This is a genomic window from Nostoc sp. (assembly GCF_036917135.1).
Lineage (GTDB): Bacteria > Cyanobacteriota > Cyanobacteriia > Cyanobacteriales > Nostocaceae > Nostoc.
In genome coordinates, this window is record NZ_JBALEA010000057.1 from 136,886 (window position 1) to 161,891 (window position 25,006).

Genomic DNA, 25,006 nt, shown 5'->3' on the forward strand with positions numbered 1-25,006 from the left:
AGAAATGTGGTGGCGATCGCTAAAAATAATGCAATACGCTTGGGTTAAGTCTTAACTCTTTGTCAAAGTCAATTTTTTAAACGAACCGCAAAGGACGCAAAGAACGCAAAGGAAGAGAAGGAAGAGAAGGAAGAAATGCTTAACTGAACTGTGTTGAAATATAATTTCAATGTGAGTTTGATAAATGTGTCATAGGTGCAACGACTTTATCTCTAATTTGTAAACATCTCTAATGCCTCCTGAACTGCTTCTTAAACTTTCCTATCTCTTCCTTTGCGTCCTTTGCGGTTCGTTTAAAAAAGTTAAATATCACGATCGCTCGCCTGAAAATGAAAATACCCGCCGGAATTTAACTTGACTGAGCTTTTTCCGCCAAGATTCCATATATATATAGAACACGGGTGTTAAATACAAGGTCAATATCTGAGAAAACACCAGTCCGCCCACAACTGCAATCCCTAGAGGACGGCGGGATTCGGAGCCAGCCCCAAATCCGATCGCAATCGGTAAGGTTCCCATTAATGCTGCCATTGTCGTCATCATAATCGGGCGGAAGCGCACCAAACAGGCTTGATAAATCGCCTCAGACGGTTTTTTTCCTTGTTCTCGCTGGGCTTCAATGGCAAAGTCCACCATCATGATCCCGTTTTTCTTGACGATGCCCACTAAGAGAATTATCCCAATGAAGGAGTAAACATTCAGTTCCACATGGAATATTATCAGCGTTAACAATGCGCCAAAACCTGCTGACGGCAAACCAGAAAGAATCGTAATTGGGTGAATGAAATCCTCATAGAGAACGCCAAGAATCAGATAAATTACTAGGATGGCGATCGCTAACAATAAACCCAAACTCGGCAGTGAACTTTGAAATACCTGACTTGCACCCTGAAAGCTGGTGCTAATACTGGCAGGAATTACCTGATTAATCACTTTTTCAATCTCTTCGTTGGCATTTCCCAAGGCCACACCGGGAGCGAGGTTAAAGGAAATGGTGGCGGCGTTCATCCGACCGTTATGATTAACCATTAAGGGGCTGACTCCCTGAGACAGTTTGGCGAATGTCTTCAGAGGTACTGCAACTCCTGTGCTGGAGTTAATGTATAATGCCAACAAAGCATTGATATCCTGCTGATATTGCGGTGCTAATTCCAAAATCACCTGATACTCATTGGTCGCTGCATAGATGGTTGACACTTGGTAGGAACCGTAGGCACTTCTCAGGGTATTTTCAATTTGCTGGGCGGTTATACCATAAGTTGAAGCTTTATCGCGGTCAATGTCAATTTTAATCTCAGAAGCAAACTGTAAATCGCTGTTCACATCCTGGAGTTCTGTCATCTCCTTCATTTTGGTAACAAGTTGGGGAACATATTCCTGCAAGGGTTTGACATCAGAACTCTGGAGTGCTACTTGATAAAGTCCTGTGCTTTGTTGGGCGCCAATGGGAATCGCTGGGGGATTTTGTAAGAATACTTGGATACCTGGAACAGTGGCAAGTTTGGCTCGTAAGTTTTGCACGATTTCGTCAGCCCCAAGTTGGCGTTGCGATCGCGGTTTTAACCGAATAAACAAACTACCCGAATTGGCTGCAACTGCTGCCCCACCGCCACTAGCACTCGCTCCCGCCCCAATATTGGAGTTGACTGCATCTACATTTGGATCTTGGCGGATCATGTTAGCAACTGTCTGCTGATGCTTGACAAGATTATCAAAGGATGCATCCTGGGCTGCTTGGGTAACGCCTGTAATTTGTCCGGTATCTTGGCTTGGAATAAAGCCTTTGGGAACTATCATCAACAGCCCAACTGTCACCGCCAAGAGAAAGACTGATAAAATCATCGTGGTGCGGTGATATTTTAAAACTTTTTTGAGACTCCAATCGTACAAACCGAGGAAGCGATCGAAGACATATTCGGAAGCTTGATATAACCGACTTTGATTAGCATGATTTACAGGACGCAGAAAACGGCTGCACAACATCGGAGTCAGAGTCAAAGACACAAAACCAGAGACGATAATTGCCACTGCGATCGTCACAGCAAATTCATGAAATAATCGTCCCAGCACTTCACTCATGAACAACATGGGGATGAAGACTGCAACCAAAGAAAGGGTCATGGACAAGATGGTAAAACCAATTTCTCTCGATCCATTCAACGCCGCTTCTAGGGGACGTTCCCCCATTTCGATATGACGGACGATATTTTCTAGCATAACGATCGCATCATCCACGACGAAGCCCACCGAAAGGGTCAACGCCATCAGTGATAGGTTATCTAGGGAGTAGTGCAGCATATACATCACCGCAAAGGTGCCAATCAGCGAAACGGGTAACGCCAAACTGGGAATCACCGTGGCTGAGAGGTTCCGTAAAAAGATGAAAATTACTAAGATAACTAGAGCGATCGTCAGAATCAAGGTAAATCTGACATCATCTACCGAATCTCGAATTGACTGAGACGCATCATAAAGAACCCCAATTTCCACGGATGCCGGAATCTGATCTCGCAATTTCGGGAGCAATTTCGTAATCGTATCAACAACTTCTACCGTATTGGTTCCGGGCTGTCTTTGAATGGTGAGAATAATGGCGCGGGTATTGTTGTACCAACTTGCTACCTTGTCATTTTCTACACTGTCAATGATCCGCCCCAGTTGATTGAGATAGATGGGCATTCCATCTTTATAAGACACAATCAACTGACGATAAGCAGCCGCATCCTGGAGTTGCCCGTTAGTTTGGACTGTAAAATTCTTGTGATTTCCTGAAAGACTGCCGGTGGGCAAATTGACGTTACCTTGTTGAATCGCCGTCGCCACCTGATCTAACCCAATTTGCCGCGTTGCCAATTGCTGCGGATCAAGTTGAATTCGAGCCGCATACTTTTGGGAACCGTAGACAGCTACCTGTGCCACGCCATTGATTGTAGATAGCTTTTGGGCCAAATAAGTCTCGGCATAATTATCTACTTGGGAAAGGGGCAGTGTGGGAGAGTCTAGGTAAAGGTAGAGAATCGGTTGATCGGCGGGGTTAACTTTACTGTAGGTGGGAGGATTAGGTAAATCCGTCGCAATTTGCCCCGATGCTCCCGATATCGCTGCTTGGACATCCTGTGCCGCGTCATCAATGTTCCGACTCAGGTTAAATTGCAGGGTAATTTGAGTCTGTCCCAGAGTGCTAGTTGAGTTGAGCGAATCGAGTCCCGCAATGCTGGAAAATTGCTTCTCTAGGGGACGGGCAACCGATGCTGCCATAGTTTCCGGGCTGGCTCCCGGTCGAGAAGCGCTTACCTGAATTGTGGGATAATCCACACTTGGTAAATCGCTGATTGGCAGCAAGCGATAACTCATGAAACCGAAAATCAAAATTGCCGCCATCACCAGAGTCGTCATGATTGGGCGACGGATAAATGGTTCTGAGAGGTTCATGAATCACCTCCGCCAGACTTCGGGGATTCTCCCCCCTGCCCCCTGCCCCCTGCTCCCCTGCCTCTTCTTGAGGAATTTCCATCGGCATTTGAGTTATTGCCGGCTGTTTTAATGCGGATTTTGTTACCGGAGACGAGATTCGCTTGCCCATCGGTAACAATTTTATCGCCGGGTTGCGGCCCTTTCTGAATCACATCTAGCCCATCAATGCTGCTGCTAACTGTAACTGGAACATTTTCCACGGTCATATCTGGCTTAACTACAAACACAAACTGGCCATCGGGGCCATTCTGCACGGCTTGAGAAGGAACAACTGTTGCATTCGGTTGTTCAGTCAGCGTTAATGTTGCGTTCACAAATTGACCGGGAAACAAATATCCTTGACTGTTGTCAAAGTCGCCAATCAGTTGAATTGTTCCCGTGGTGTTATCCACCGTATTATTGACAAATGTCAAAGTACCCGGTACTGAATGAGCTTGATCGTTGGGAAACGTCACATCTACCTTCAGCCTCCCATTCTGCATATACTTTTGTACCTGGGGTAGATTTGTTTCAGGAATGGAAAAAGCAACTTGAATCGGGCGAACTTGGGTGAGGGTAACAAGTGGAGTTGTGCTGTTGGCTTGTACCACATTGCCCTGAGTCACCAGAATATTGCCAGCGCGACCATCAATTGGGGCATAAATTTTGGAGTAAGACAATTGCACTTTGGTATTATCTAATGCTCCTTGGTCGGAACGGACAACAGCCTGAGCATTAGCGATCGCAGCTTGATCGCCCTTGACAACAGCTTGAGCATTAGCCAGCGCCACTTGATCGCTTTTCAAAACAGCCTGAACATTAGCGATCGCTTCTCGATCTGCTTGTAGGGTTGCTTGAGCTGTGCGGATGTTGGCAACGTATTGCTGTGCTGTATCCAAACTGATCGCGCCCTTCTTATACAATGCACCATAGCGATCGCTCTGTCCCTGGGCAAAATCTACTTGTGCTTGATCCTTACCCACAGTCGCCTGGGCTTGTCGCACAGAGGCTTGGTCTTTGATTAAAGTGGCTCTCGCTTGGTCTACTTGACCCAAGTCTCTAGTTAATCCATCTCTAGCTTGTTGTACAGAGGCTTGGTCTTTGGCGACAATTCCCTCAGCTTGCTGGATTGCAGCAGTTTGCGATCGGTCATCCAGGGTAAACAAAAGTTGTCCCTTTTTCACATCTTGACCTTTCTTGAAATAAACTCCAATAATCCGGCCAGTGGCTTCGGGCGTAATCGATACCGTAGACCCCGATTGCACGTTGCCGATGGCCTGTAATTGTATGGGAACCGTTTTTTGTGTCACCATTGCTACAGTTACAGGTGTGACTTGCTGCTTATTACGGGCAGATTTGCCACCTTTCTCTGTCTTGGCTGCACCCGCATGGATACCTAAAAAAACTAGCCCACCCAGCAACAGCACGCCCAAAATTACCCAAGTAATCTTGTTTGGCGATCGCTTTTTTGGCGATCGCGGTAGCTCCGGTTCTATAATATTTTCAGTCAAACTCTCGTTAGAAATTTCATGGTTCATCAGAACCTCCAGTGGATTTTAGTGTAAGTAATTAGGCGTAAATAAATTAAAGTTTGTTGACCTCTCGTTACAGGGCTGCTGCCTTGTAATGCTCTTGTGGGAGGCTGCTGCCTCCCGTCAAACAAGCAGGCAGCAGCCCACCTTGATCGCATTTCCTGGCAGCAGCCCAGGAACGAGGTACCTAATTATTAGAAACAGCCAAATTCTTTTCCCCTTTCAACTCGTGTTTATACAAATTTGATTTGAAATAGTACAAAAACATTACACCTCAAACTTTGACAAAACAATGATCTTTAGACAGAAAATTCCATAAATTAAAGAGGAACTCAGAGCATAATTACAACAGCGACTACTACCAGAAATAATCCGATATGAATAATTGGTTTTTTCTGGTTTGCCTGATGCGCCTTGTAATTTAAATTAAACCCATAATATTGCTCAATATCACTTAGGGAATCGTAGTCTAAAGGCTTCATCATTTTAAATCCTTAGATATGGACTGGGATTTTTGCTGATTTATGACTTACTTAGCTGTCGATGTAGAAGTTTTAGAGCTTGTTTTTCTATTTGCCGGACTCGTTCACGACTAATACCCATACGCTGACCAATCTGTTCTAGAGAAAGTTCATTTCCGTCTGTCAAACCAAAGTGCAAATTTAATATTTCTTGTTGTTGGCGAGACAGATTTGACAATAAAATTTCCACATCTTCATTGAGAGATTCCTCGGTGCTATAGGCATTACTAGAACTACAATCTTCTATTAAATCTTGTAATTTTATATCTTTGTCTGCTCCAATCCGAATATCTAGAGAGATAGTTTGACGAGCCAAAAGTAGAAATTCTCGAATCTGACTAGGCTTTAAAGAAAGTGCATCAGCAATTTCAGTACTGGTGGGAATGCGACCAAGTTTTTGAGACAATTCTCGCTGAACGCGCTTAATTTTGTTTAACTTCTCGTTGATGTGAATGGGTAATCGAATCGCCCTTCCTTGCTGGGCGATCGCTCTGGTAATTGCTTGACGAATCCACCAGTAAACGTAGGTTGAAAATCTGTATCCTAGAGCCGGATTGAATTTCTCAACCCCTCTTTCCAAACCCAAGTTACCCTCTTGAATTAAGTCCATAAGCTCTAAGTTGCGTCTTTGATATTGCTTGGCAATTGATACCACAAGCCGGAGATTAGACGACATCATTTTCTGCTTGGCTTTTTTCCCTTGATTTAGCTGCTGAAGTAGTTCCTGTTCACTTAACTGCATCTGGTTAGCCGATTCTGATAGCGTGGGTGTACGCTTTAATTCAACAGCCAGTTTTTCTGATTCAGCAAGTATTTTCATCATCTGCTGAACTTGTTGGGCAAAAAGAATTTCTTCCTCGTGGGTTAACAGAGGTATCCGGCCAATTTCTTGAAGATAAGCACGTACTGTATCAGTTGGAGATTGAGATGCTTTGCTTATGTTACTAGCTTTGGTATCTGGGAATGTTAAGTTACTCATACTGACTTAGCCTCCGCCTATTAATTAGGGTATTTTGTATTCAAGAAGAACCGCAGATAGTGACTTGATGAACCATAAAAGTTTTTATAAAAAAACCAAGTATCAAGTACTAATTCTAAAAGAGCAATCAACACCCAAATTGCTAGAGAAACAATTACAGGTAGGCTGAGATCGGGAAATTCCCTTTGCAAATCGATAATGCCAAATAACAGTAGAAACAGGAGCGAAACTCCCAGAAGAAAGGACAACTTGACGATGGCGAGAATGAAGCGGCTAATCTCCAAGATGCGATTGTAAAGCCGGGAAAATCTCTCCAATATTTCTTCCATGTTATTGATCACAAGTGCAATTCGCTGTCGGTGCAGATGGGTAGCTAAGGAGGATTGTTCCTGTACTTGCATCCATTCATGTTCATTCTTGAAATTATCTAAAAGCTTGTCCAAAGGTAGCCCCTGGGAGCTAGTTGTCCAGATGGGGAAATCCTTTAAATGCAAGGGGACTAAATAGTTAATCAGCGCTATCAAAGTTTCATTAAAACCACTGAGTTCGGGGGGAAGAGACTGAGTTAGACGAATCAGTTGGTCAATCTGAATCTGAAGTGTATGGTAGTCCTCATGCCGCCTTTGAGCGATCAACTGACTAGTAAAGGTGAGGAAAACAATTAACACCCCCAATAAAGCAGCTAGAGACTGGGATACAGCAGAAAAGAATTCAATGGCCACCTGTTTAGGTACTGTCAGCCAGGGGGCATTTTCCCGCATCGAAAAAACCAAGGTGACAACAAATACAATCCCGATGATCGCTAGCTGATGGCGGGTAACAGTAATGATGATTATCCGCACCAAAGGAGTGTTACTGAGTTGAACCAGGATTTGCAAACCTGGGACTGGTTCACAATTTTGAAGTCGTTGGGTTTTGCGGGTTGACATGATTCCAAGTGACGATGGTAGATATTGTCAAAAGTATCTGTATACTTATTTGTCACCCTGCAAACTCAGATGATTGTCTCCAGACTGAATCAATTTGCTCAAGTCAGCAACGGCGCTAGCATACTGAGGATCAGCTAATGTCGCCACAGTTCGGTTTTGCAATAATGCTTTCTGTTGTGCCTCGCTTAACTCCACGGTAATATCTGGGGCAATGCCGACATGATTGATATCTCGACCTTTGGGTGTGTAGTATTTTGCGATCGTTAGTTTCAGCGCCGAACCATCATCCAGTGGCTCTACAGCTTGAACTAAACCTTTACCGAAGGTGCGAGTCCCGACTAATCTGGCGCGATGATCATCTTGCAGCGCTCCCGAAAGAATTTCGCTGGCGCTGGCAGATCCCTTATCGACTAGTATCACTAAGGGTTTGTTGGTGAGAGGATGTCCCGACGCATTGTAGTTTTCCTTAACTTTGTCTCGATTTACCAAAGACACGATCGCACCTTCCTTCAACCACATACTGGCAATTTGTAAACTCGCATCCAGCAGTCCGCCTGGATCGGAACGCAGATCCAAAACGTAACCTTGCACTTGCTGTTTTTCTAATGCTTGAATTGCCTGACGCATCTCTGCGGGGGCTGTTTCAGTAAACTCTGGCAAACGAATGTAACCAATCTTCCCTGCGTCCGTTGTTTGCGTGTTGTAAGTTACAGGATGGATAGCAATATTTGCGCGGGTCAGGTTGAAATTTTGGGATTGGCTACCCCGTTGAATCGTGAGTACTACCTTGCTTCCCACCGGGCCAAGAATCCGCTTCACGGCATCCTCAATTTTCATCCCTCGAGTCATTTGACCATTAATTTGGACAATTACATCGTTCGGCAAAATACCTGCTTTAAAAGCAGGGGTTCCTTCAATGGGGGCGATAACGGTTAAGGCTTTAGTTTTTTCATTTTCTGCCAGTTCCAGACCTACACCACTGAGGTTGCCAGAAAGGTCACTATTTAAGGCTTTAAATTCCTGGGGGTCAAAAAATTCGGTGTAGCGATCGCCTAATTTCCCCACCATTTCTTGAATCGCCCCATAAGCCTCTTTCTTGGAACTATAGGAACGGCTAAGATATTGCTGTCGAATCGCTTGCCAATCTTGATGGTTAAAGCTGACATCAACATAATTTTTATCTAAAATTTGCCACACCTCATCCACCAGCTTTTGGGGGCTAGGTTGGGTTATACCTAGAGCTTTGGAAGCGTAGATACTAGTTACTGCAAGGATTGCTGCCATAGCAGCGATTTCTATCTTGACGATGAATTTTTGCTTGAACATACTTTAACCATTAAAGAAAAATACAGAATTCAGAATCCAGAATGCAATCAGTGGGGGAATAAATACCCGCAGTCAGACATAATTTATGGCTTTATTCTGACGACTCACTCGTGGATTCTGTTTTGATAAAACTACTAGTACCGTTTCTCTACAAGACGCTACACTAAGGTTTAATTCCTAATTCTTAATTCCCATCGCGTCAGGGTTTTAGACATTTAAAATGGGTGGCTTATTTACGCTGAACTGTACTAGGAATTATCTTGAGATTGCCCTTTACGGTGGGAATAGGCAGTCTTAAAAATCTCCTGAATTTTAGTCTTTTGTTCAGGAGTGAGATTCAGGCTCAACACTGCTTTACGCATTTTTTCACCTTGTTGCAATTTCGCTGACAATTCTTTTACCTGATCTGGGGTCAAAACTGCCTCAATTTGCTTGCGAACTGCTTCGCGTTTTTGAGCGCGTTCCGGCGTATTCGATGAAGGAGAATTTGTCGTAGAAGTGTCAGATACCTTTGTCCCAGAGTCGCCTCCTTGAGACACATCTGGAGACTTAGAATTGCTGCAACCTGTCATTCCTCCGATGAAGATAGTTGCAAATAGAAGCGTTGGTAAAATTAGCTGTTTTTTAATCATTTACTTCTCTTGTTTTTCTTGTTCCGACTATCAAGACTTACACAAACAATAGCCTAAAATCTGATTTTCAGTAGGGGCAATTCATGAATTAACCCTACTATTCAGTTACATCAGCTAATCTTAGAAGTTGGAATAGGTTTGTGCATGAGCTAGAATTCCTAACCTGGCCAGTAAAAAAGTACTAAAGTTCTTGTGACTTTTTTCCTAACTTAGAAATCGTTAATCAGTCGGAAAGACTCTATCAATAGTAGAGACAGATTCGCTATATAGGAAGAAGAGTTTCAGGGAGCATCTCAATGAGTGCAAACATACCTGGCGATTAGAATAAAGCCTCCGGCACGCTGACGCGCGAAGCGAAGCTATGCCGTTGGCGAAGCCTCTCGAAGAGAAGGCTTTACGCGGCTATACAAACTTTCGTCCGCACAGGTGGACTCAAGGAATTGGAAACCGACTTTCGTGGGTTTTGTCTGTATAGCCAAGCCACTCTGACTTTTCACGGGATCTGGAAAACCCCACTTCCATTCCTCTCTCCTGCAAGGCTACGGTGTACACACAAGTTAAATTACCCCCCTTAATCCCCCCTCTATAAGGGGAGATTAAGAAATCTAGTTCCCTCCCCTTATAAAGGGGAGGGTTAGGGACTTCCAACAAATAAATTACCCAATCTTGTGGGGTGGGCAACATGAGCGCCCATATACAAGGGCAGGCGAGACGCCCACCCCACAATAAGTAGTTGAGTGTTTTTTTATTTGTCAGTCCCTTAGGGTGGGGTAAAACCTTGGTTAATCAGCTTATATTTTCAAAAGGACTGATGTGTTGTTTAACTATTTCCCTCTAAAATTGTGAAAATACCTATGGTTCTGTTAGAAAGGCCATTGAGTTGGAACAGTTCTATGGTTCGCTTGACCTACCCATCCTTTCGTCTGTTGCTTTACCTAGAGTGGCTGTTATTAGCCACGGCAATGTTCATGGAAGTTGTGTTGCCCTTTGAGTTGTCCTGGTCGTTGCTGCTACGAGTTGTCGTGATTGCAACCTTCAGCTTGATGGGCTTGAGACTACCAATGGTTAAGCTGGAAACCAAATTATTTTATACAGCCCTGGAATTCATTTTAATTTTGCTGCCAGCGACTCAACATGGCTTATCTAGTCGCTCGGTTTTTCTACTGTGCTTAGTACTGGTGATGCGGAGTTGTCTCGTCTTTAAGCAATCGGGACAGTTGGTTGTCTTGGGTTTATCTCTGCTTACTTATGGAACACTGCTTTTATCAAGACCGATTGTACCTGAGAATTTTAGGCGAGATATAATTGCCATGTCCTGGGATTGGCGATTAAGTAATATATTATTGTTTAGCTTAACGTTAGTATTCGCTTTATTATTAATTAACGCCCTGCTTGCAGAGCGGCAAAGTCGAGAGCAGTTAGAAATTGCCCATCAGCAATTAGAGATGATCAATCAACAACTGTGTCAGTATGCGCTACGGATTGAAGATCAGGCAACTTTGCAGGAACGGAACCGAATTGCCCGCGAAATTCATGACGGGTTAGGACACACTCTCGCCGCCCAAACTATTCAGATTAATAATACTCTGTTGTTCTGGCAATCAAATAATGACAAAGCATTGACATTTCTCAAACAGGCAAAAGAACAGGGGGCTGAGGCGCTGCTGGAAATTCGGCGATCGCTTTCTGTTTTGCGTTCAAATCCTTTGCAAGGGCAATCTCTCAAATCAGCTATTGAAAAACTGCTGACAGATTTTCAGCAAACCACAGGTATTGAACCGTCGTGTAAAATTGATGTCCCGTACACTTTACCAACAGAAGTAAACACTGCCCTTTACCGCATTGTGCAAGAATCGCTGACAAATATTTGCAAACACGCCCAAGCGACTAGTGTCACTGTTGAAATAGTGGCTCACTCTGGGATGATTCATCTGTCAGTGGAAGATAATGGAAAAGGGTTTAACCCCACTCAAAATACAACTGGGTTTGGGTTACAAGGGATGCGAGAACGGTCGGTTGCACTAGGCGCTCAGTTGAATCTTCATAGTCAACTAGGAACAGGTTGCTGTATTTCTGTTTCTTTGCCACTCTCAAAGCTGTTGGTGTTTTAGCTTATGATTCAGATTTTATTAGTTGACGATCAGCATCTCATTCGCCAGGGACTTAAGAGTATGCTGGAGTCGAATGCAGAGATGCAGGTAATCGGTGAGGCGGAGAATGGGCAACGGGCACTCGAACAAATTGCCGCACTACAACCCGATATTGTGCTAATGGATATTCGGATGCCTGTAATGGATGGAGTGGCCACAACAAAAGCGATCGCTCAACAATATCCTGACATTAAGGTTCTCGTCCTCACCACCTTCGATGATGATGAGTATGTTTTCCAGGCGATGCGGCTGGGTGCAAAGGGCTATTTGCTCAAGGATACCGAACCAGATGAACTAATGTTGGCAATTCGATCTGTCTACAAGGGACAAACCCTACTCGGGCCAGGATTGTTTGAGAAAGCACTCACGCCTATTGCCGCACCTGTCGCGTCTGTGAAAACTCCTCCAGAATTGGCGCAACTCACACCCAGAGAATTAGATGTATTACGGTTAATTGCTTGTGGAGCCAATAACCGTGAAATTGCTGAATCGCTGTTTCTTTCAGAAAATACTGTTAAAAATTATGTGACAAATATTCTGAGTCGCTTGAGTTTACGCGATCGCACTCAAGCCGCTTTGTTTGCCCATTCGTTGTTTGGTGGACTTAAATAAATAAACTAGCTAAAACCCTTTTACCTCCAGCCTGATCTCGAAGACAAATGGCATTCATGTGCTGACGGATATATTGGCGGATTTCGTGTGAGTGTGAGTATGCCTATGAATATAGGCAGATAGGAATATGCTTTACCGCTCTCATCTCAGCAATTAGATAGTTGAAAAGAGATTTGCTTAAATGTTTTAATGTGATTACGGTTGTTTTCGGGTAAGTAGACTACGCTGTAGAGGCAATTCATGAATTGCCCTAACGACAGATATGGTTTAAATACATGAAAGAATTTGCAATTAAATCTCAGCCTATTCTCAATAGGCCGACGCGGCAACTTTTGTAAGTTAATAATTTTTAGCTAAGTGGCAATTTCAAATGATGGAAAATACATTAGTTGATAAGACCTTCCGTGACGGCAATGGCAAAATTGTTATAGCTCAGATGCCAAACCTACCACTTATTGTTTGGATAGTAGCTAGTTTACTATCTCTAATTTTTACAAGTGGTAAAACCAATACGGTTTTAGACTTACTGGCAAATGGCTCCTTGTTTACTTGGGCGTGGCTAGAATTATTTCAAGGTGTTAATTATTTTCGGAGAGCGCTAGGTCTTGCCGTATTGATTGGTATTATCGCCTCAAAAATTCTGTAGTTTTAACAATAAATATGTTCCCGATCGCATCATTGTTTATGCTAAGTTCAAAATATGACTAAAGTCATACTGTAATTATGACTTTCTTACACTGTGTCTTTTGATCTAATATTTTAAACTGAGAACAATACAGCAAATCAATTAAGTAGGGGCAATACATGAATTGCTCCTCCAGTAAATAAGGGTTTCGGCTATTGTTTGCCTAAGTCCTTAATATATCTTCACAAATGATTTAGAGATGCTGTAGAAAACTTAAGCAAATTAATTGATGGAGATTTGAACATGAAACGGATCATCTTAGGTGCATTACTTGCTCTCCCATTTGCAATTTCTTCCTTACCATCACAGGCATCAGCAGCAGAGATAATTGTCAAACCGAGCGGACATACCTTTGTTGCCGCCCGATATCAACGGAGGTTAATTCCTGCACATTGGGAAACAGTACGGCGTGGTCACAGGTGGGTTAAAGTTCGTGTTCCGGCTCGTTATGTAAATGTAAGAGTTTAATATCTCGAATAGAGACTAACAACTATATTTGAGTTGTTAGTCTCTACTAGGTAAAATTTTGCTTAGAGGTTGTTTGAAAAGTAGTTAGCTGTGATTTTAGACACTTAGAGATCCCCCCTAACCCCCCTTAAAAAGGGGGAAGAATCAAAGTCCCCCTTTTTAAGGGGAGCCACTGCGGTCTTGGGGGTTTCCCCCATGAGCAAGTGGCATGGATTTAGGGGGATCTCCAAGGGTTAGGCGTATACAAAAAAATTTTCAAACAACCTCTTAAGAACAAGACTTATAAAGTGAATAAAAGTATCTTGATTGAGTCAATTTAATTAACATGAACATATATAAAAATTCTCGAATTCTTAAAAAACTTATTATATTTCTACTTACAGCAACTTTAGCGACAGCCTGCAATTCTATCCAGGCTGAAGAAACAAGTATTACTAAAGAAAAAATCGTCAGTGGTGATAATTATGGAGAACTACAGAATCAAGGAAAGTTGCGTACTTACTATTTTTATACTCCAAAATCTTATAATCCAGACCGCGCGATGCCCTTAGTTTTAGTGTTTCATGGAGATGATGGTAGTGGTCGGTCTATAAGTAATGTAACTCAGTTCAATGAATTAGCAGATAAGAAAGGATTTATTGTTGTTTATCCAGATGGAATTAACCAAAAATGGAGCCTTAGAGGTAACGGTCAAGGAAGGGTAGATGATGTTTTGTTTGTCAGTGCTTTGATCGATCATCTGAAGCAGCAAATGAATATTGATGATCATAAAGTTTATGCCACCGGCTTTTCTAGAGGTGGAATACTTACCCAAGCACTGGCTTGTAAGTTACCTGATAAAATTGCTGGTTTTGCATCAGTAGCAGGTTCGCTCCCAGTTAGACTCAAACCTAATTGCCAACCTCCAACTCCCATATCGATGTTAATGATTAACGGTACAAACGATCGCGATGTACTTTATGAAGGTGATGACCACACTCAACGAGGAGCGCTGGTTTCGATCTCAGATATGGTAGACTTTTGGCGATCGCACGATCAATGTACCTCATCAAGTGGATCTTTGCAGTTTTCTGAAGATAAAGTGAAAACCTCTCTCTACAAAGCTTGTAGTGGTAACTCAGAAGTCTGGGAGCTAGCGGTAGTAAACGGTGGACATTTCTGGCCTGGTGGTTTTTCAACTGACAAGAGCCTAAATAAATTCAATGCTAAACTGGGGCTGAATGCCAGTGAAACAATTTGGAACTTTTTTCAAGTAACAGTTACTAAACCGAAAAGTTTGGCAAACAGCTAACGGGGAAGCAAGCTAGAAAAACAAATAAGGACTAAAGTCCTTACTACAAACCTTTAATTATTGTAGCCTCGTTCCCAGGCTGGAGGCTGGTAAGCAGTTAGGGCAAAATCAAATAGGAGTCCTATAGCAATCCTATTTGATTTTTCAAAATTCGCGGTGTTCAGATCCCCGACTTCGTAAAAGTTGTCGGGGATCTAATTTTTCACGAATGATTTAGGATTGCTATATATAAACTATTTTACTTAAGAGCTTCTAAAGTCCGGTGTCCAATTATTCCGTCTGCTCTTAATCCTTTAGATTTCTGAAATTTGATTACTGCTGCACGAGTCCTGTTATCAAATACACCATTCACACTTGCTGTATAGAATCCTTGCTGCTTTAAAGAGTTCTGAGCAGTTTTCACTGTCTCTCCCCTGCTACCTACTGTAAGTACATTCCCGGTACTACGCCTTGCCACTGTATTGGTCTTGTGCTTGGCATTAGGCTTCTGTATAGCATTTGGCTTTTTCATCATGCTGCTTTGCGGAGTACTTTGGGCGATCTGGGTAGCAGTAGCCGGATTTTGGCTTTTATTATTAGTTAAAGAGTAAGCAGGCAGAGCAGCAGCTAGAGTCAAAGCAGGGAGCAAAGCAAGTACTTTCCAATTCATCTTTCTATTCCTTCCAACTATATGAAATTTTGCAATTTGGATTTGAAGAGTCATCTTTATAAGGGCTTGTACCTTATAGTGATTCTCGTCAGTAGACTCTGGTGTGTGGGTTTATAGCAACGGACAAGGAGGTTAGGACATTAACTGATGATAAAACCTATATATAAAAAGACTTTCAACCCAGTCCCCAGCGATGCACTGAGCTTGTCGTTGGCGCAGCCTCTCGTAGAGAAGTGTCCCCAGTCCCCTGCTATAGTATGAGACTATTTTCTAACCCATAGCTATAGCGTCACATATCATATTGACAAAGCTATTGCAAAATTGTGACAAAAGTATGACTAAATTGATTAAGCATCAATCAAAGCTCCTTCTTATCCTCCGAACCTAACATTTTCAATAACTTTCTCGCAACTAAAACACCTACAACTCCTGCGCCAACCACTTCCACTGCTTGGACAACTTTTTTACCCACATCTTTAGGATCAAGGTGCTGGTGAAAAATCTCTTCATCTAGCCATTCGCTAGCAGCTTTGAAATCATGAATTGGAGTTGGTAATAGAGTTAAATAAGCGGCTTGACGGATTAAATGCCCGGTTTCGCCCGCAACTTCAAAAACATCCAAAAAGTTAGCAGCAGCATCATTTAAGCCCAATTTTAAGAGAGTTCCGCGTATATTTACCTTTACCGGTTTGAGGTCTTGACCCAACGCTAATGCTTTCAAGTTTCGGGCAATATTAGCTCCTTGCTGATAAGCAACTTGAGCTGTAGGCGGTTGCAAATTCTGCTGAACTGCTGCACAATCCCCGCCTGCAAAGACTTCTGGAAAGTCGAGTAGTTGCATTGTGGGAGTAACTAAAAGGCGATCGCTATGATCTCGATGTTCTGGGGAAATTGGTAAACCTTTAATCAGTGGATTAATAGAAGTACCAGCTGTCCAGATTGTGGTACGTGTTGGCAATGTCTCAATTTGCTCATTACGCTTATATTCAATGGCGTTGGGGTGAATAGTAGTGGCTTCTGCACCCGTAATAATTTCAATGGGTATTGTGCGTTTTTGTAATTCTTTCTCAGCAATTAGACGCAGAGGAGCGTTAACATCACCGTTGAGGATTTCTTTACCGTGATTGAGCAACACCACACGGATTTCATCAGATTTTCCTCCCAAAGCGGTATACCAATGTGGGAGTAAATCAGCTAGTGTACCTGCCATTTCTACACCACTTGCACCGCCACCAACTATGACTACTGTTAGCAGTTGACGACGTTGTTCTGGATCTTGAGTTTGTACCGCTTGTTGTAAGCAGTCGCGCAAATGACGATCAATAGCGATCGCATCTTCTTGTGTCCAAAAAGGTAAAGCGTATTCTTTAGCACCTTCAAGATGATGATAACCAGTAACGCTACCCAAAGCTAAGACTAAGTTACTGTAGTTGTAAGAGTTTCCTGAAGCTAATTTGACTTGTTGTTGATGCAAGTCTATTGATTGCACTGCATCTTGAACAAAGATGACACCACTACCTTTAAGCAATTCTGAAAAACGCGGTACTACTTGAAAAGCATCCATCTCGCCACTGAAATATTCGTAGAGTAAGGGCTTAAAGCAAAAGCGTTCATTTTGATCAATCAAAATTACAGAGCGAGGATAATTTTCATGAGCTAAGTTTAAGGCTGTAAATAAGCCTGTGAAGCCACCACCGACAATGACAGTTTGATAAACTGGGCTGTTCATAAAATATTCTCCAAAGTGTCAGAAATTTTCTCGGATGTTACGCACTTAGATTCAGAATTTTTGTCTCATATAGAGGCGCAGAAGTGCAAAGAAAGAGTCTAAGGTGAATTCTAGTAATAAATTTACCATAGCCGTTGGTTTCGACTTCGCTCAACCAACTGAGCAGTCGAGAGTTGAGCGAAGTCGAAACTCGTCAACAGAGGTATTTTTTTAATCAGAAATCACCTAAAAAGACAAATGACCAATGACAAATTCGCTATATGAATAAAAACAAACCAATTAAAAAGATGCTGAGGATAACAGCAAAGCCAATAGCATATTCGACTCGGCGACTAAAAAATCCTACGGCAGCAATTAGAGCGATCGCTAGCCCAATAATGCCAATATATTGCTCTTTTTGTAACCCACGCGCAATTAGTGGATCTTTACCTGGTGCTGGTGTTTCTTGAATTGCTTTTGGGGCGAGTTCTGATGCTGGTAGTTCTTGGATGAATAAATTCATAATGTTACTCCTGAAAATAGTTGACTAACTGAATAATTTATGCTTTCCAAAGGTAGAGAAGCGAGAAAAGGAAGACCCAAATGACATCAACAAAGTGCCAAAATAAAGTGGTCGCACTTGTACCGAAGTGAGTCTTATTATAATTGCCTGGAATGAATGAGCGAATCAGCATAATTATCTGAAGCACAACACCAGCTAGAACGTGTAAACCGTGGAAACCTGTCAATAAGTAGAATGTAGAACCAACTAATCCGGTAGTGAGCTTGAAATCAAGATTTTTCCACTCAATTAATAGACCAATTAAGAAGTAGGTTCCCATTGCGATCGTTATCAGCCATAGCCAGCGAAATTTCTTCAGTTTATTACGCTTGAGGGCATTTTCTGCTAGTTGAATAACAAAGCTGCTAGAAAGTAATACTACCGTATTAATCATCACGAGTTTAGATAATTCTGGCCCAGAAATACCGGGCGGGAGCCAGTTAGTAGTATTCAGTCGCAGAGCAACATAAGTAAAGATGAAACTCAAAAAAATGATGCTTTCTGACAACAGGAATACAGTAAACCCAAACATTCCTTTGCCATGCTGATCTTCATGACTCCCGCCACCAGTTGGGAGAAAGCGCTGTAACCAATTCGGTAAGCGTTGCCGCCACTGATCAAAACGGATCGGACTTTCATCTACATGGGTGTTGCGATGTTGCATGATGGGAATTGGGATTGAACAATTTATAACTATGACCTCACTTCCATTCCTCTCTCCTAAAAGGAGAGAGGCTTTGAAATCTTACTCCCCTTCCCTTGTAGGGAAGGGGCTGGGGGTTAGGTCTGTATTGGACTAAACTGAGAACCGCTATATATCTCTCTCCTTGCCAATCCCCAATTCCCAATCCCTAATCAGACTCACCATTATCAGAATTTTCCACGAATGAATATTTTGGATCGCCGTAGTCGTAAGGAGGTCTGTTGACAACAGGAATCTCTGCAAAATTATCTCGCGGTGGTGGTGAAGAAGTTGTCCATTCCAATCCTGTAGCGTGCCAGGGATTATCAACTGCCTTCGCTCCATATAGCCAGGAACCGACAATGTTAGCAATAAATGGCAGCGTCGATGCTCCCAGTAAGAATGACCCAAGGCTAGCGATGACGTTCCAACCCTGATACTGGGGATCGTAGGAGGAAACTCGCCGCAGCATCCCTTGCAAACCTAATGGGTGCATGGAAAAGAAGGTGATATTCGCAGGAATAAAGGTCAACCAAAAATGCAGCTTTCCCCAACCTTCAGCGTACATCCTTCCAGTTATTTTGGGAAACCAGAAGTAAATGGCTGCAAAAATTGCCATCGTAATGGTATTAAAAACGATGTAGTGGAAGTGACCCACGACAAAGTAAGTATTATTGACGTGGATATCAAATGGTGTGGCGGCAAGCATTACACCTGTGACACCACCAAAAATAAACATCGCTGCACCTCCCATTGCAAATAACATTGGTGTCTCTAGGTGCAATTTGCTCCTCCAAATTGTGGCAGTCCAAGCAAATGCCTTAACACCAGTGGGTATGGCTACTAACATTGAGGTGGCCATGAAGGTCATCCGCATCCAGCCGGGGGTGGCACTGGTGAACATGTGATGCACCCAAACAAAGATGCTAATCACAGCAATACCTAAAGTTGCGATCGCCACTGACCGATAACCAAATAGAGGATTGCGAGAAAAGGCTGGCAGAACTTCCGCAATAATACCGAAGGCTGGTAGCGCCATGATATAAACTGCTGGGTGTGAATAAAACCAGAATAAATGCTGGTAAATGATCGGATCGCCACTTCCTTCAGGTTTAAAAAATTGTGTCCCGAAGGAGAGATCAAGCAACAGCAGTATCAATGCCGCCGTCAAGGAAGGCAAATTAATTAACTGCAACAACTGGGCACTAAGAACCGACCAGACAAAGACGGGCATCCGAAAAAAGGTCATCCCTGGCGATCGCATCCAAAAGATAGTGGTGACAAAGTTGACAGCCCCCATAATTGAAGAGATGCCGATTAGTACTAGGCTAACTATCCAAATAGATTGACCGTTAATCAACTGACCGGCTGGAACTTGCAGACTAACTGGTGGATAAGACCACCAACCAGCTTGTGCAGTGCCGTTAGGTAGCAAGAAGCTAGACAGTAGCAGAAGACCGGCTGGTGGTAAAATCCAAAAAGAGATGGCGTTGAGCAGGGGAAAAGACATATCCCGCGCTCCAATCATCAATGGCACTAGGTAGTTAGAAAGACCTGCGTTGAAGGGAATAATCCACAGGAAAATCATGATTGTCCCGTGCATGGTGAATAGACCATTGTAGAGGGGGCGGTCAACTAAATTTGATTCCGGGGTGAGCAATTCCGCCCGGATAATCATCGCCAACAGCCCGCCGAGAAGAAAGAAAATGAAGGTCATCACCATGTACTGAACACCGATCACTTTATGATCAGTGCTGAAGCTGAAATATTCCCGCCAGTTATTCTCAGGTTCTCTATTGTTGGGTATAGCTTCACTTATATCATGTGTCATTATTTATCTTCCTTTCATTGGCTACGGCAGGTTGTGCAGGTGTGACGGTGTACCAACCGCTTTTAAATAATGTCTTTGGTGGTTGAATATTTTCGGCAACTGCCTGATTTTTTACGTTCCCAGTTTCGCCGCTAGATACTGTTTGCGCGAGCCACTGATTATACTTATCAAGGGATTCAACATATACATCTGCTTCCATCAAGGCAAAATAAGCACCACTGAATTGAGAATCTTTCAGCCGATATTTACCTTGACGAATGGGTGTGATTACAATGTCAATTTTCCGCCCTGGAACAATATCTTGCTTTAAGCGAAACTCAGGAACGTAGAAGCCGTGGATTACTTTCTCTGCTTGCATCTTTAAGCGAATGCTACGATTGATCGGCAAGTGCAATTCCTTACTGGTAAGATTATTGGGATAGCGAAAAGACCAATCCCATTGCCTAACGAAAACATCAATTGTTTCAGATGCAGGTTTGGGGACATCGCTAACGGTTGCGGCGTAGGCGGGTGCAGATTCTAGGGGTGTGTGCAAATGCACAATTTGGTTTAAACCCAAAATATTTAATTGCTGATAAATATTGAAGCTTTGAAAGGCAATCCATATTACTAACAAAGTTGGAATCCCTGTCCACAATATTTCTAGCCTCCCATCACCTCTAGAAGGGTGTCCCTCGGTGTAGTCTTCGGGGGGGGCGCGATGGAAAGCGATCGCATACACAATAACACCAATCAGCCCAAGCAAAATGAATGCTCCAATTGAGACTAAAAAGCTAAATAAATCATCTACCCGTTGGGCTTCTGCTGTCGCCTGGGGAGGCATCCAAGAAAACGCTTGCTGGCCAATCCACCGACTGACAATCATCAGCACTGCTACATAAATCGCTATTAGTACATATTCAAAAATGCTAAACATAATAATCTCATGTAATAGTGCTTGCGGCTTGATTATTTGAGTAGTAAATTTGGGTTTTTACCTCCTTGGAGTAACTTTGCAGCAGTAACGTGAATTCCAAACTCTTCTCCCAATTGCGCCCCCAAAGTTCCGTGGACAAACAAGATGACCAATATTGCCATACCTGCTAACAAGTAACTCCACTGTACCTGCCTAGAAGCATCCTTGCGCCAGCGATAGCGTTGCAAACCTCTCCATACAGTCATGGCAACGATGATCCCCAAGAGCAAAACGCCACCCAACCCATGCAAAAGCATCGTCCAACCTGTAGTTAACCCCCAAACGCTCTTTTGATCAACTGGTGGATTTGCTAGCAGTAGCTCGAAAAAACCAGCTGCAACGGTGAAAAAGCTGATAAAAGCTGCTCCGATGAGGTTATACCAGCCGACATCAAAAAAACCAGAACGGAGGGCAGGTAGACCTAAAAATCGGAAGATTGGTTTTTCTAAAGTAAAAAACACTCCAGCAATATCAAAAATAATAGCAATAATAAACAAACCCAATGTTAGATGCACCAATTGCGGATGTATGGGAATCTCATAAGGTAATCCGTTAGCATTCAGCCTTAATCTCAACTGTTCAATGAGTTGCCAGTTCATGGCGAAACTCCCTGTTTCATGCCTTGCACAACTGGCTCGATGTGTAACCCATACACCCAAATTAGTTTACTGCCGAGATAGACTTGCAAGCATACTAAGCAGACTAAAAAGCTTGCAGCACCCAGGTAAGCAGGTGGTACTTTCCGTGGGGTGCTGTTGCGAATCACGAAACGCCAACCTGTAATGCCAACGACAATAGCCGCCAGCGACCAACCCAGCACTGTATGAAAATTTAGTGTTGGTTGGACTGCTGGGTAAATGTTCGCTAAACCTGCTTCAAACTGACCAAAAATCACCGCTAAAAAGATGGCTGCTGAGGCAACAAACATATTCCAGAAGCTCACCTCAAACAAACGCACGTTGCGGCTGAAATAGCCGATTACATCGCACACAAAAGAAAAAAGTACCATCGCAATTACGAAGTGGACGATAATGGGATGTAGAGGGTCAGGGTATGGTAAATTTTGGTTATTTAAAGACAGAGCATAAACAAGTTTTTCCATATTTACTACTGCTTTTTAGTAATTATTTTTATCAAATTTAAAACCTCACTAACTGAATGAACCCTGATTTTAGTTTGGATAATATTATCCAAACTGGCATTTACTCAGAACTTATGCAAACATACCCTACATCGTGATTATCAGGTAAGTAAAGTTCATGAATTGTCCTAAAAAGAAAATACCTTAATATCTTAGATAGTTCTCTCATTTAGATTAATTAACTAAAATTTTTACCTTAATTCATAACCGACATTGCTCTGAATATACCATAAATCTTTCTTGGGATTGATCTGATTTTTTAAATTACAATCTTACAAAGAAAGACATCCTATTGTCACAGAAATGACAAACAATTGAAATATTAGTTAAAAAATATATAGCGGTTCTCGTTTACGTGAGGTACACCCGTAGGGGCACGGCAGTGCCGTGCCCTTACACCTTGCGATATAATCTTGTACCGCATCTGAATGGGAACCGCTATACTGCTTCTCTTTCTTCAGATAGATGATAAAAACACTAAGTATTTCTTATCATAATCAATAAAATGTGCTTTTTTAATCGGTAATTTGCCGATTTGACAATCTAAATCGCCAAGAGTAATGCCGCGCCCAGAAAGCAAAAATATCATGCAAGTCTTGAGTTATTCACAACACTGTTTGTTGACGGTGCTATGATCTTGTATCCAGGCTTTACAGAGAATGGTTAATTGAGCGGATACCAGAAAAGGATACAGAGCAACTAAATTTATTTTTGAATTTTGAATTCGGAGCGACGCGGCAATGCCTACAAAAGTTAGTGTTAATCCTGGTTTGATAAGTATCAATGATGGTTCTTCTTTTTTAGTAACAGCTAGTGATGGTTCCATTGACGAAAATTTACCTCAAGGTTTTTTTGTTTGGGACACACGCTTAATTTCTTACTACGAAATTTCTCTCAATCGCTACCGGCTTTCGCTACTAGCTTCTAGCAATATTAGCCATCATCATGCACTTTACCAATTCACTAACCCGCAGCTTCCTATTATCAATGGCACTTTACCTCCTGGTAGTTTGCTTGTAACCGTTCGGCGCGACATTGTGGAAGGGATGCATGAAGATATTGATATAACTAACTATCACAGTGAAGCTGTTGAGTTTCAATTAATGCTAGCTATACGCTCTGATTTTGCGGACATTTTTGATGTCAAATCACAGCAAATATTAACGCGGGGTGACATAGAAACCAGATGGGAAAATGGTGTACTCAAGACTGAGTATCAGAACGGCTCTTTCTTGCGAGGTATTGTGATTGAGCCAGTTTGTGGTAGTTCTGAGCCACGTTATGCCAATGGTCGTTTAATGTTTGATGTTACCATCGCTCCTGGCAAGACATGGCATACTTGTGTCAATTTTACAGCCTTAGCAGATGGTAATGTCTTCAAACCTCAAAATACCTGCGATGTGCCTCACAGTACAAAAGCCGGAAAGATTAGGGATGAGTTTCTGACTAATGCCACAAAGTTGCGATCGTCGAATGCTGAGATTACTGAATATTATCAGCAAGCGATCGCGGATATGGGAGCGCTACGAATTGAGGTAGATGACAATGGGCATAAATTTTGGATGCCTGCTGCTGGGATTCCTTGGTTTGTCGCCGTTTTTGGCCGCGACTCAATAATTGGTAGCTTACAAGCGATCGCAGTTTATCATGAATTTGCCCGTGGCACTTTACTGAGACTGGCTCAACTCCAAGCAACTGAGTTGGATGATTGGCACGATGCCCAACCGGGTAAAATGCTGCACGAACTGCGGCGCGATGAGTTAACTACACTCAACCTACTTCCATATCATCCCTACTACGGAACAGTAGATACTACCATCCTGTGGATTGTTACTTTAGCTGAAGCCTATAACTGGAATGCCGATCAGAGTATGCTTGATGAGTGTCGAGCGCCACTGGAAAATGCCCTAAATTGGATTGATAAATACGGCGACTTTGACGGCGATGGCTTTGTTGAGTATTTAACTCGTTCATCAAAAGGATTACGCAATCAAGGTTGGAAAGATTCGGGTGACGCAATAGTTTACCCAAATGGTGAGTTAGTTGAGCCGCCAATTGCTTTGTGTGAAGTCCAAGGCTACGTTTATGATGCGTGGCTAAGGGCAGCTTTAATTTATGAAGTGTGGGGCGAAAAAGAACAGGCGCAAAAGCTGCGTCAAAAAGCCGAAGAACTTTATCAACGATTTAACGATCGCTTTTGGATGGAATCTGAAGGTTTTTACTGTTTAGGATTAGACGACAAAAAGCAGCAAATTCAATCAATTTCCTCAAATCCTGGTCATCTCCTCTGGTCGGGTATTGTACCACCAGAACGAGCAAAAAAACTTGTTAACCGACTTTTCCAACCAGATATGTGGTGTGGTTGGGGTGTGCGGACTCTTTCATCGGAAAATCTCGCATATAACCCGATTAGTTATCAACGGGGTAGTGTTTGGCCTCATGATAACTCGATCATCGCGGCGGGATTAAAAAAGTATGGTTATCACCAAGAAGCTAACCGCATTGCTGAGGGTATCTTTGCTGCTGCTAGTTATTTTCAAGCTGGGCGAATGCCAGAATTGTTTGCGGGAATTGAACGCCAAGATGATAACTTTCCCGTCCCCTACCCAGATGCGAATATACCTCAGGCTTGGGCTGCTGGTTCAATTTTCTTACTCATTCGTACCATTTTAGGACTCAAAGCTGATGCTTCCAAACAACAGTTAAAAGTACAGCCGAATCTACCAGATTGCTTACCCGATTTAGAACTCACGAATTTGTCTGTAGGAGACGCTAGGGTGGGATTGCGCTTTTGGCGCGAAGGCGAAAAAACCCAATGGGAAGTTACCCATCTTGATGGTGAATTAGAAGTTTCTACATAATTATTATTTCCTCTTATGGGGTAGGCGACACGAGAGTCA

Annotated in this window: 21 protein-coding genes; 6 read left to right on the top strand and 15 right to left on the bottom strand. The window is 42.7% G+C overall.

Annotation, left to right across the window (positions count from 1 at the left end; translation table 11 throughout):
* Window positions 1-309: 309 nt before the first annotated feature.
* The 7 genes from V7K50_RS16620 to V7K50_RS16650 all read right to left on the bottom strand — a co-directional run bounded on the left by V7K50_RS16620 (window position 310) and on the right by V7K50_RS16650 (window position 9,372).
* On the bottom strand, window positions 310-3,432 hold the full coding sequence (locus V7K50_RS16620) for an efflux RND transporter permease subunit (protein ID WP_334961822.1): 3,123 nt from the start codon (window positions 3,430-3,432) through the stop codon (window positions 310-312).
* The gene (locus V7K50_RS16625; RefSeq protein WP_334961824.1) at window positions 3,429-4,991 is read right to left on the bottom strand and encodes an efflux RND transporter periplasmic adaptor subunit; all 1,563 of its coding nucleotides are present in this window, start codon (window positions 4,989-4,991) and stop codon (window positions 3,429-3,431) included. The genes V7K50_RS16620 and V7K50_RS16625 overlap by 4 nt, the downstream gene beginning before the upstream one ends.
* 326 nt (window positions 4,992-5,317) lie before the next feature.
* A complete protein-coding gene (locus V7K50_RS16630) occupies window positions 5,318-5,470 on the bottom strand; it encodes a hypothetical protein (protein WP_334961826.1) in 153 nt (50 codons plus the stop codon).
* Between the two features lie 37 nt (window positions 5,471-5,507).
* Window positions 5,508-6,485 (bottom strand): RNA polymerase sigma factor, RpoD/SigA family, encoded by a 978-nt coding sequence (locus V7K50_RS16635; RefSeq protein ID WP_334961828.1) that lies wholly within the window; start codon window positions 6,483-6,485, stop codon window positions 5,508-5,510.
* A 20-nt stretch (window positions 6,486-6,505) separates the two neighbouring features.
* Complete coding sequence (locus V7K50_RS16640; RefSeq protein ID WP_334961830.1) at window positions 6,506-7,414, bottom strand: hypothetical protein; 909 nt, start codon at window positions 7,412-7,414, stop codon at window positions 6,506-6,508.
* A 45-nt stretch (window positions 7,415-7,459) separates the two neighbouring features.
* A complete protein-coding gene (locus tag V7K50_RS16645; protein WP_334961832.1) occupies window positions 7,460-8,740 on the bottom strand; it encodes a S41 family peptidase in 1,281 nt (426 codons plus the stop codon).
* Between the two features lie 248 nt (window positions 8,741-8,988).
* Window positions 8,989-9,372, bottom strand: coding sequence for a hypothetical protein (locus tag V7K50_RS16650; protein WP_334961834.1), 384 nt, complete (start codon window positions 9,370-9,372; stop codon window positions 8,989-8,991).
* Between the two features lie 893 nt (window positions 9,373-10,265).
* Here V7K50_RS16650 and V7K50_RS16655 point away from each other — a divergent pair.
* The 5 genes from V7K50_RS16655 (at window position 10,266) to V7K50_RS16675 (ending at window position 14,578) form a co-directional block, all read left to right on the top strand.
* Window positions 10,266-11,483 (top strand): sensor histidine kinase, encoded by a 1,218-nt coding sequence (locus tag V7K50_RS16655; RefSeq protein WP_334961836.1) that lies wholly within the window; start codon window positions 10,266-10,268, stop codon window positions 11,481-11,483.
* A gap of 3 nt (window positions 11,484-11,486) precedes the next feature.
* The gene (locus V7K50_RS16660; protein ID WP_334961838.1) at window positions 11,487-12,134 is read left to right on the top strand and encodes a response regulator transcription factor; all 648 of its coding nucleotides are present in this window, start codon (window positions 11,487-11,489) and stop codon (window positions 12,132-12,134) included.
* A gap of 373 nt (window positions 12,135-12,507) precedes the next feature.
* Complete coding sequence (locus V7K50_RS16665) at window positions 12,508-12,780, top strand: hypothetical protein (protein WP_334962021.1); 273 nt, start codon at window positions 12,508-12,510, stop codon at window positions 12,778-12,780.
* A 282-nt stretch (window positions 12,781-13,062) separates the two neighbouring features.
* Window positions 13,063-13,287 (top strand): hypothetical protein, encoded by a 225-nt coding sequence (locus V7K50_RS16670; RefSeq protein ID WP_334961840.1) that lies wholly within the window; start codon window positions 13,063-13,065, stop codon window positions 13,285-13,287.
* Between the two features lie 325 nt (window positions 13,288-13,612).
* Entirely contained in the window at window positions 13,613-14,578 is a 966-nt protein-coding gene (locus tag V7K50_RS16675; protein ID WP_334961842.1) for an extracellular catalytic domain type 1 short-chain-length polyhydroxyalkanoate depolymerase, read from the top strand.
* A 238-nt stretch (window positions 14,579-14,816) separates the two neighbouring features.
* Here the strand turns inward: V7K50_RS16675 and V7K50_RS16680 are convergent, their stop codons facing one another.
* The 8 genes from V7K50_RS16680 to V7K50_RS16715 form a co-directional block, all read right to left on the bottom strand.
* Window positions 14,817-15,227: a peptidoglycan-binding domain-containing protein gene (locus tag V7K50_RS16680; protein WP_334961843.1), complete on the bottom strand. Its 411-nt coding sequence runs from the start codon at window positions 15,225-15,227 to the stop codon at window positions 14,817-14,819.
* Window positions 15,228-15,585: 358 nt separating this feature from the next.
* A complete protein-coding gene (locus tag V7K50_RS16685) occupies window positions 15,586-16,956 on the bottom strand; it encodes an NAD(P)/FAD-dependent oxidoreductase (RefSeq protein WP_334961845.1) in 1,371 nt (456 codons plus the stop codon).
* A 256-nt stretch (window positions 16,957-17,212) separates the two neighbouring features.
* Window positions 17,213-17,458, bottom strand: coding sequence for a hypothetical protein (locus tag V7K50_RS16690; protein WP_334961847.1), 246 nt, complete (start codon window positions 17,456-17,458; stop codon window positions 17,213-17,215).
* Between the two features lie 37 nt (window positions 17,459-17,495).
* Window positions 17,496-18,161, bottom strand: a complete 666-nt coding sequence (locus tag V7K50_RS16695; protein ID WP_334961849.1) for a cytochrome c oxidase subunit 3 — start codon at window positions 18,159-18,161, stop codon at window positions 17,496-17,498.
* Window positions 18,162-18,348: 187 nt separating this feature from the next.
* Window positions 18,349-20,010, bottom strand: a complete 1,662-nt coding sequence (locus V7K50_RS16700) for a cytochrome c oxidase subunit I (RefSeq protein WP_334961851.1) — start codon at window positions 20,008-20,010, stop codon at window positions 18,349-18,351.
* Complete coding sequence (locus tag V7K50_RS16705) at window positions 20,000-20,926, bottom strand: cytochrome c oxidase subunit II (protein ID WP_334961853.1); 927 nt, start codon at window positions 20,924-20,926, stop codon at window positions 20,000-20,002. The genes V7K50_RS16700 and V7K50_RS16705 overlap by 11 nt, the downstream gene beginning before the upstream one ends.
* A gap of 32 nt (window positions 20,927-20,958) precedes the next feature.
* Window positions 20,959-21,564 (bottom strand): DUF2231 domain-containing protein, encoded by a 606-nt coding sequence (locus tag V7K50_RS16710; RefSeq protein WP_334961855.1) that lies wholly within the window; start codon window positions 21,562-21,564, stop codon window positions 20,959-20,961.
* Window positions 21,561-22,067 (bottom strand): DUF2231 domain-containing protein, encoded by a 507-nt coding sequence (locus V7K50_RS16715; RefSeq protein WP_334961857.1) that lies wholly within the window; start codon window positions 22,065-22,067, stop codon window positions 21,561-21,563. Before V7K50_RS16715 ends, V7K50_RS16710 begins: the two co-directional genes overlap by 4 nt.
* Window positions 22,068-22,846: 779 nt before the next feature.
* Between V7K50_RS16715 and V7K50_RS16720 the strand changes: the two genes are divergently transcribed.
* Window positions 22,847-24,967, top strand: coding sequence for an amylo-alpha-1,6-glucosidase (locus V7K50_RS16720; RefSeq protein ID WP_334961859.1), 2,121 nt, complete (start codon window positions 22,847-22,849; stop codon window positions 24,965-24,967).
* Window positions 24,968-25,006: the final 39 nt, after the last annotated feature.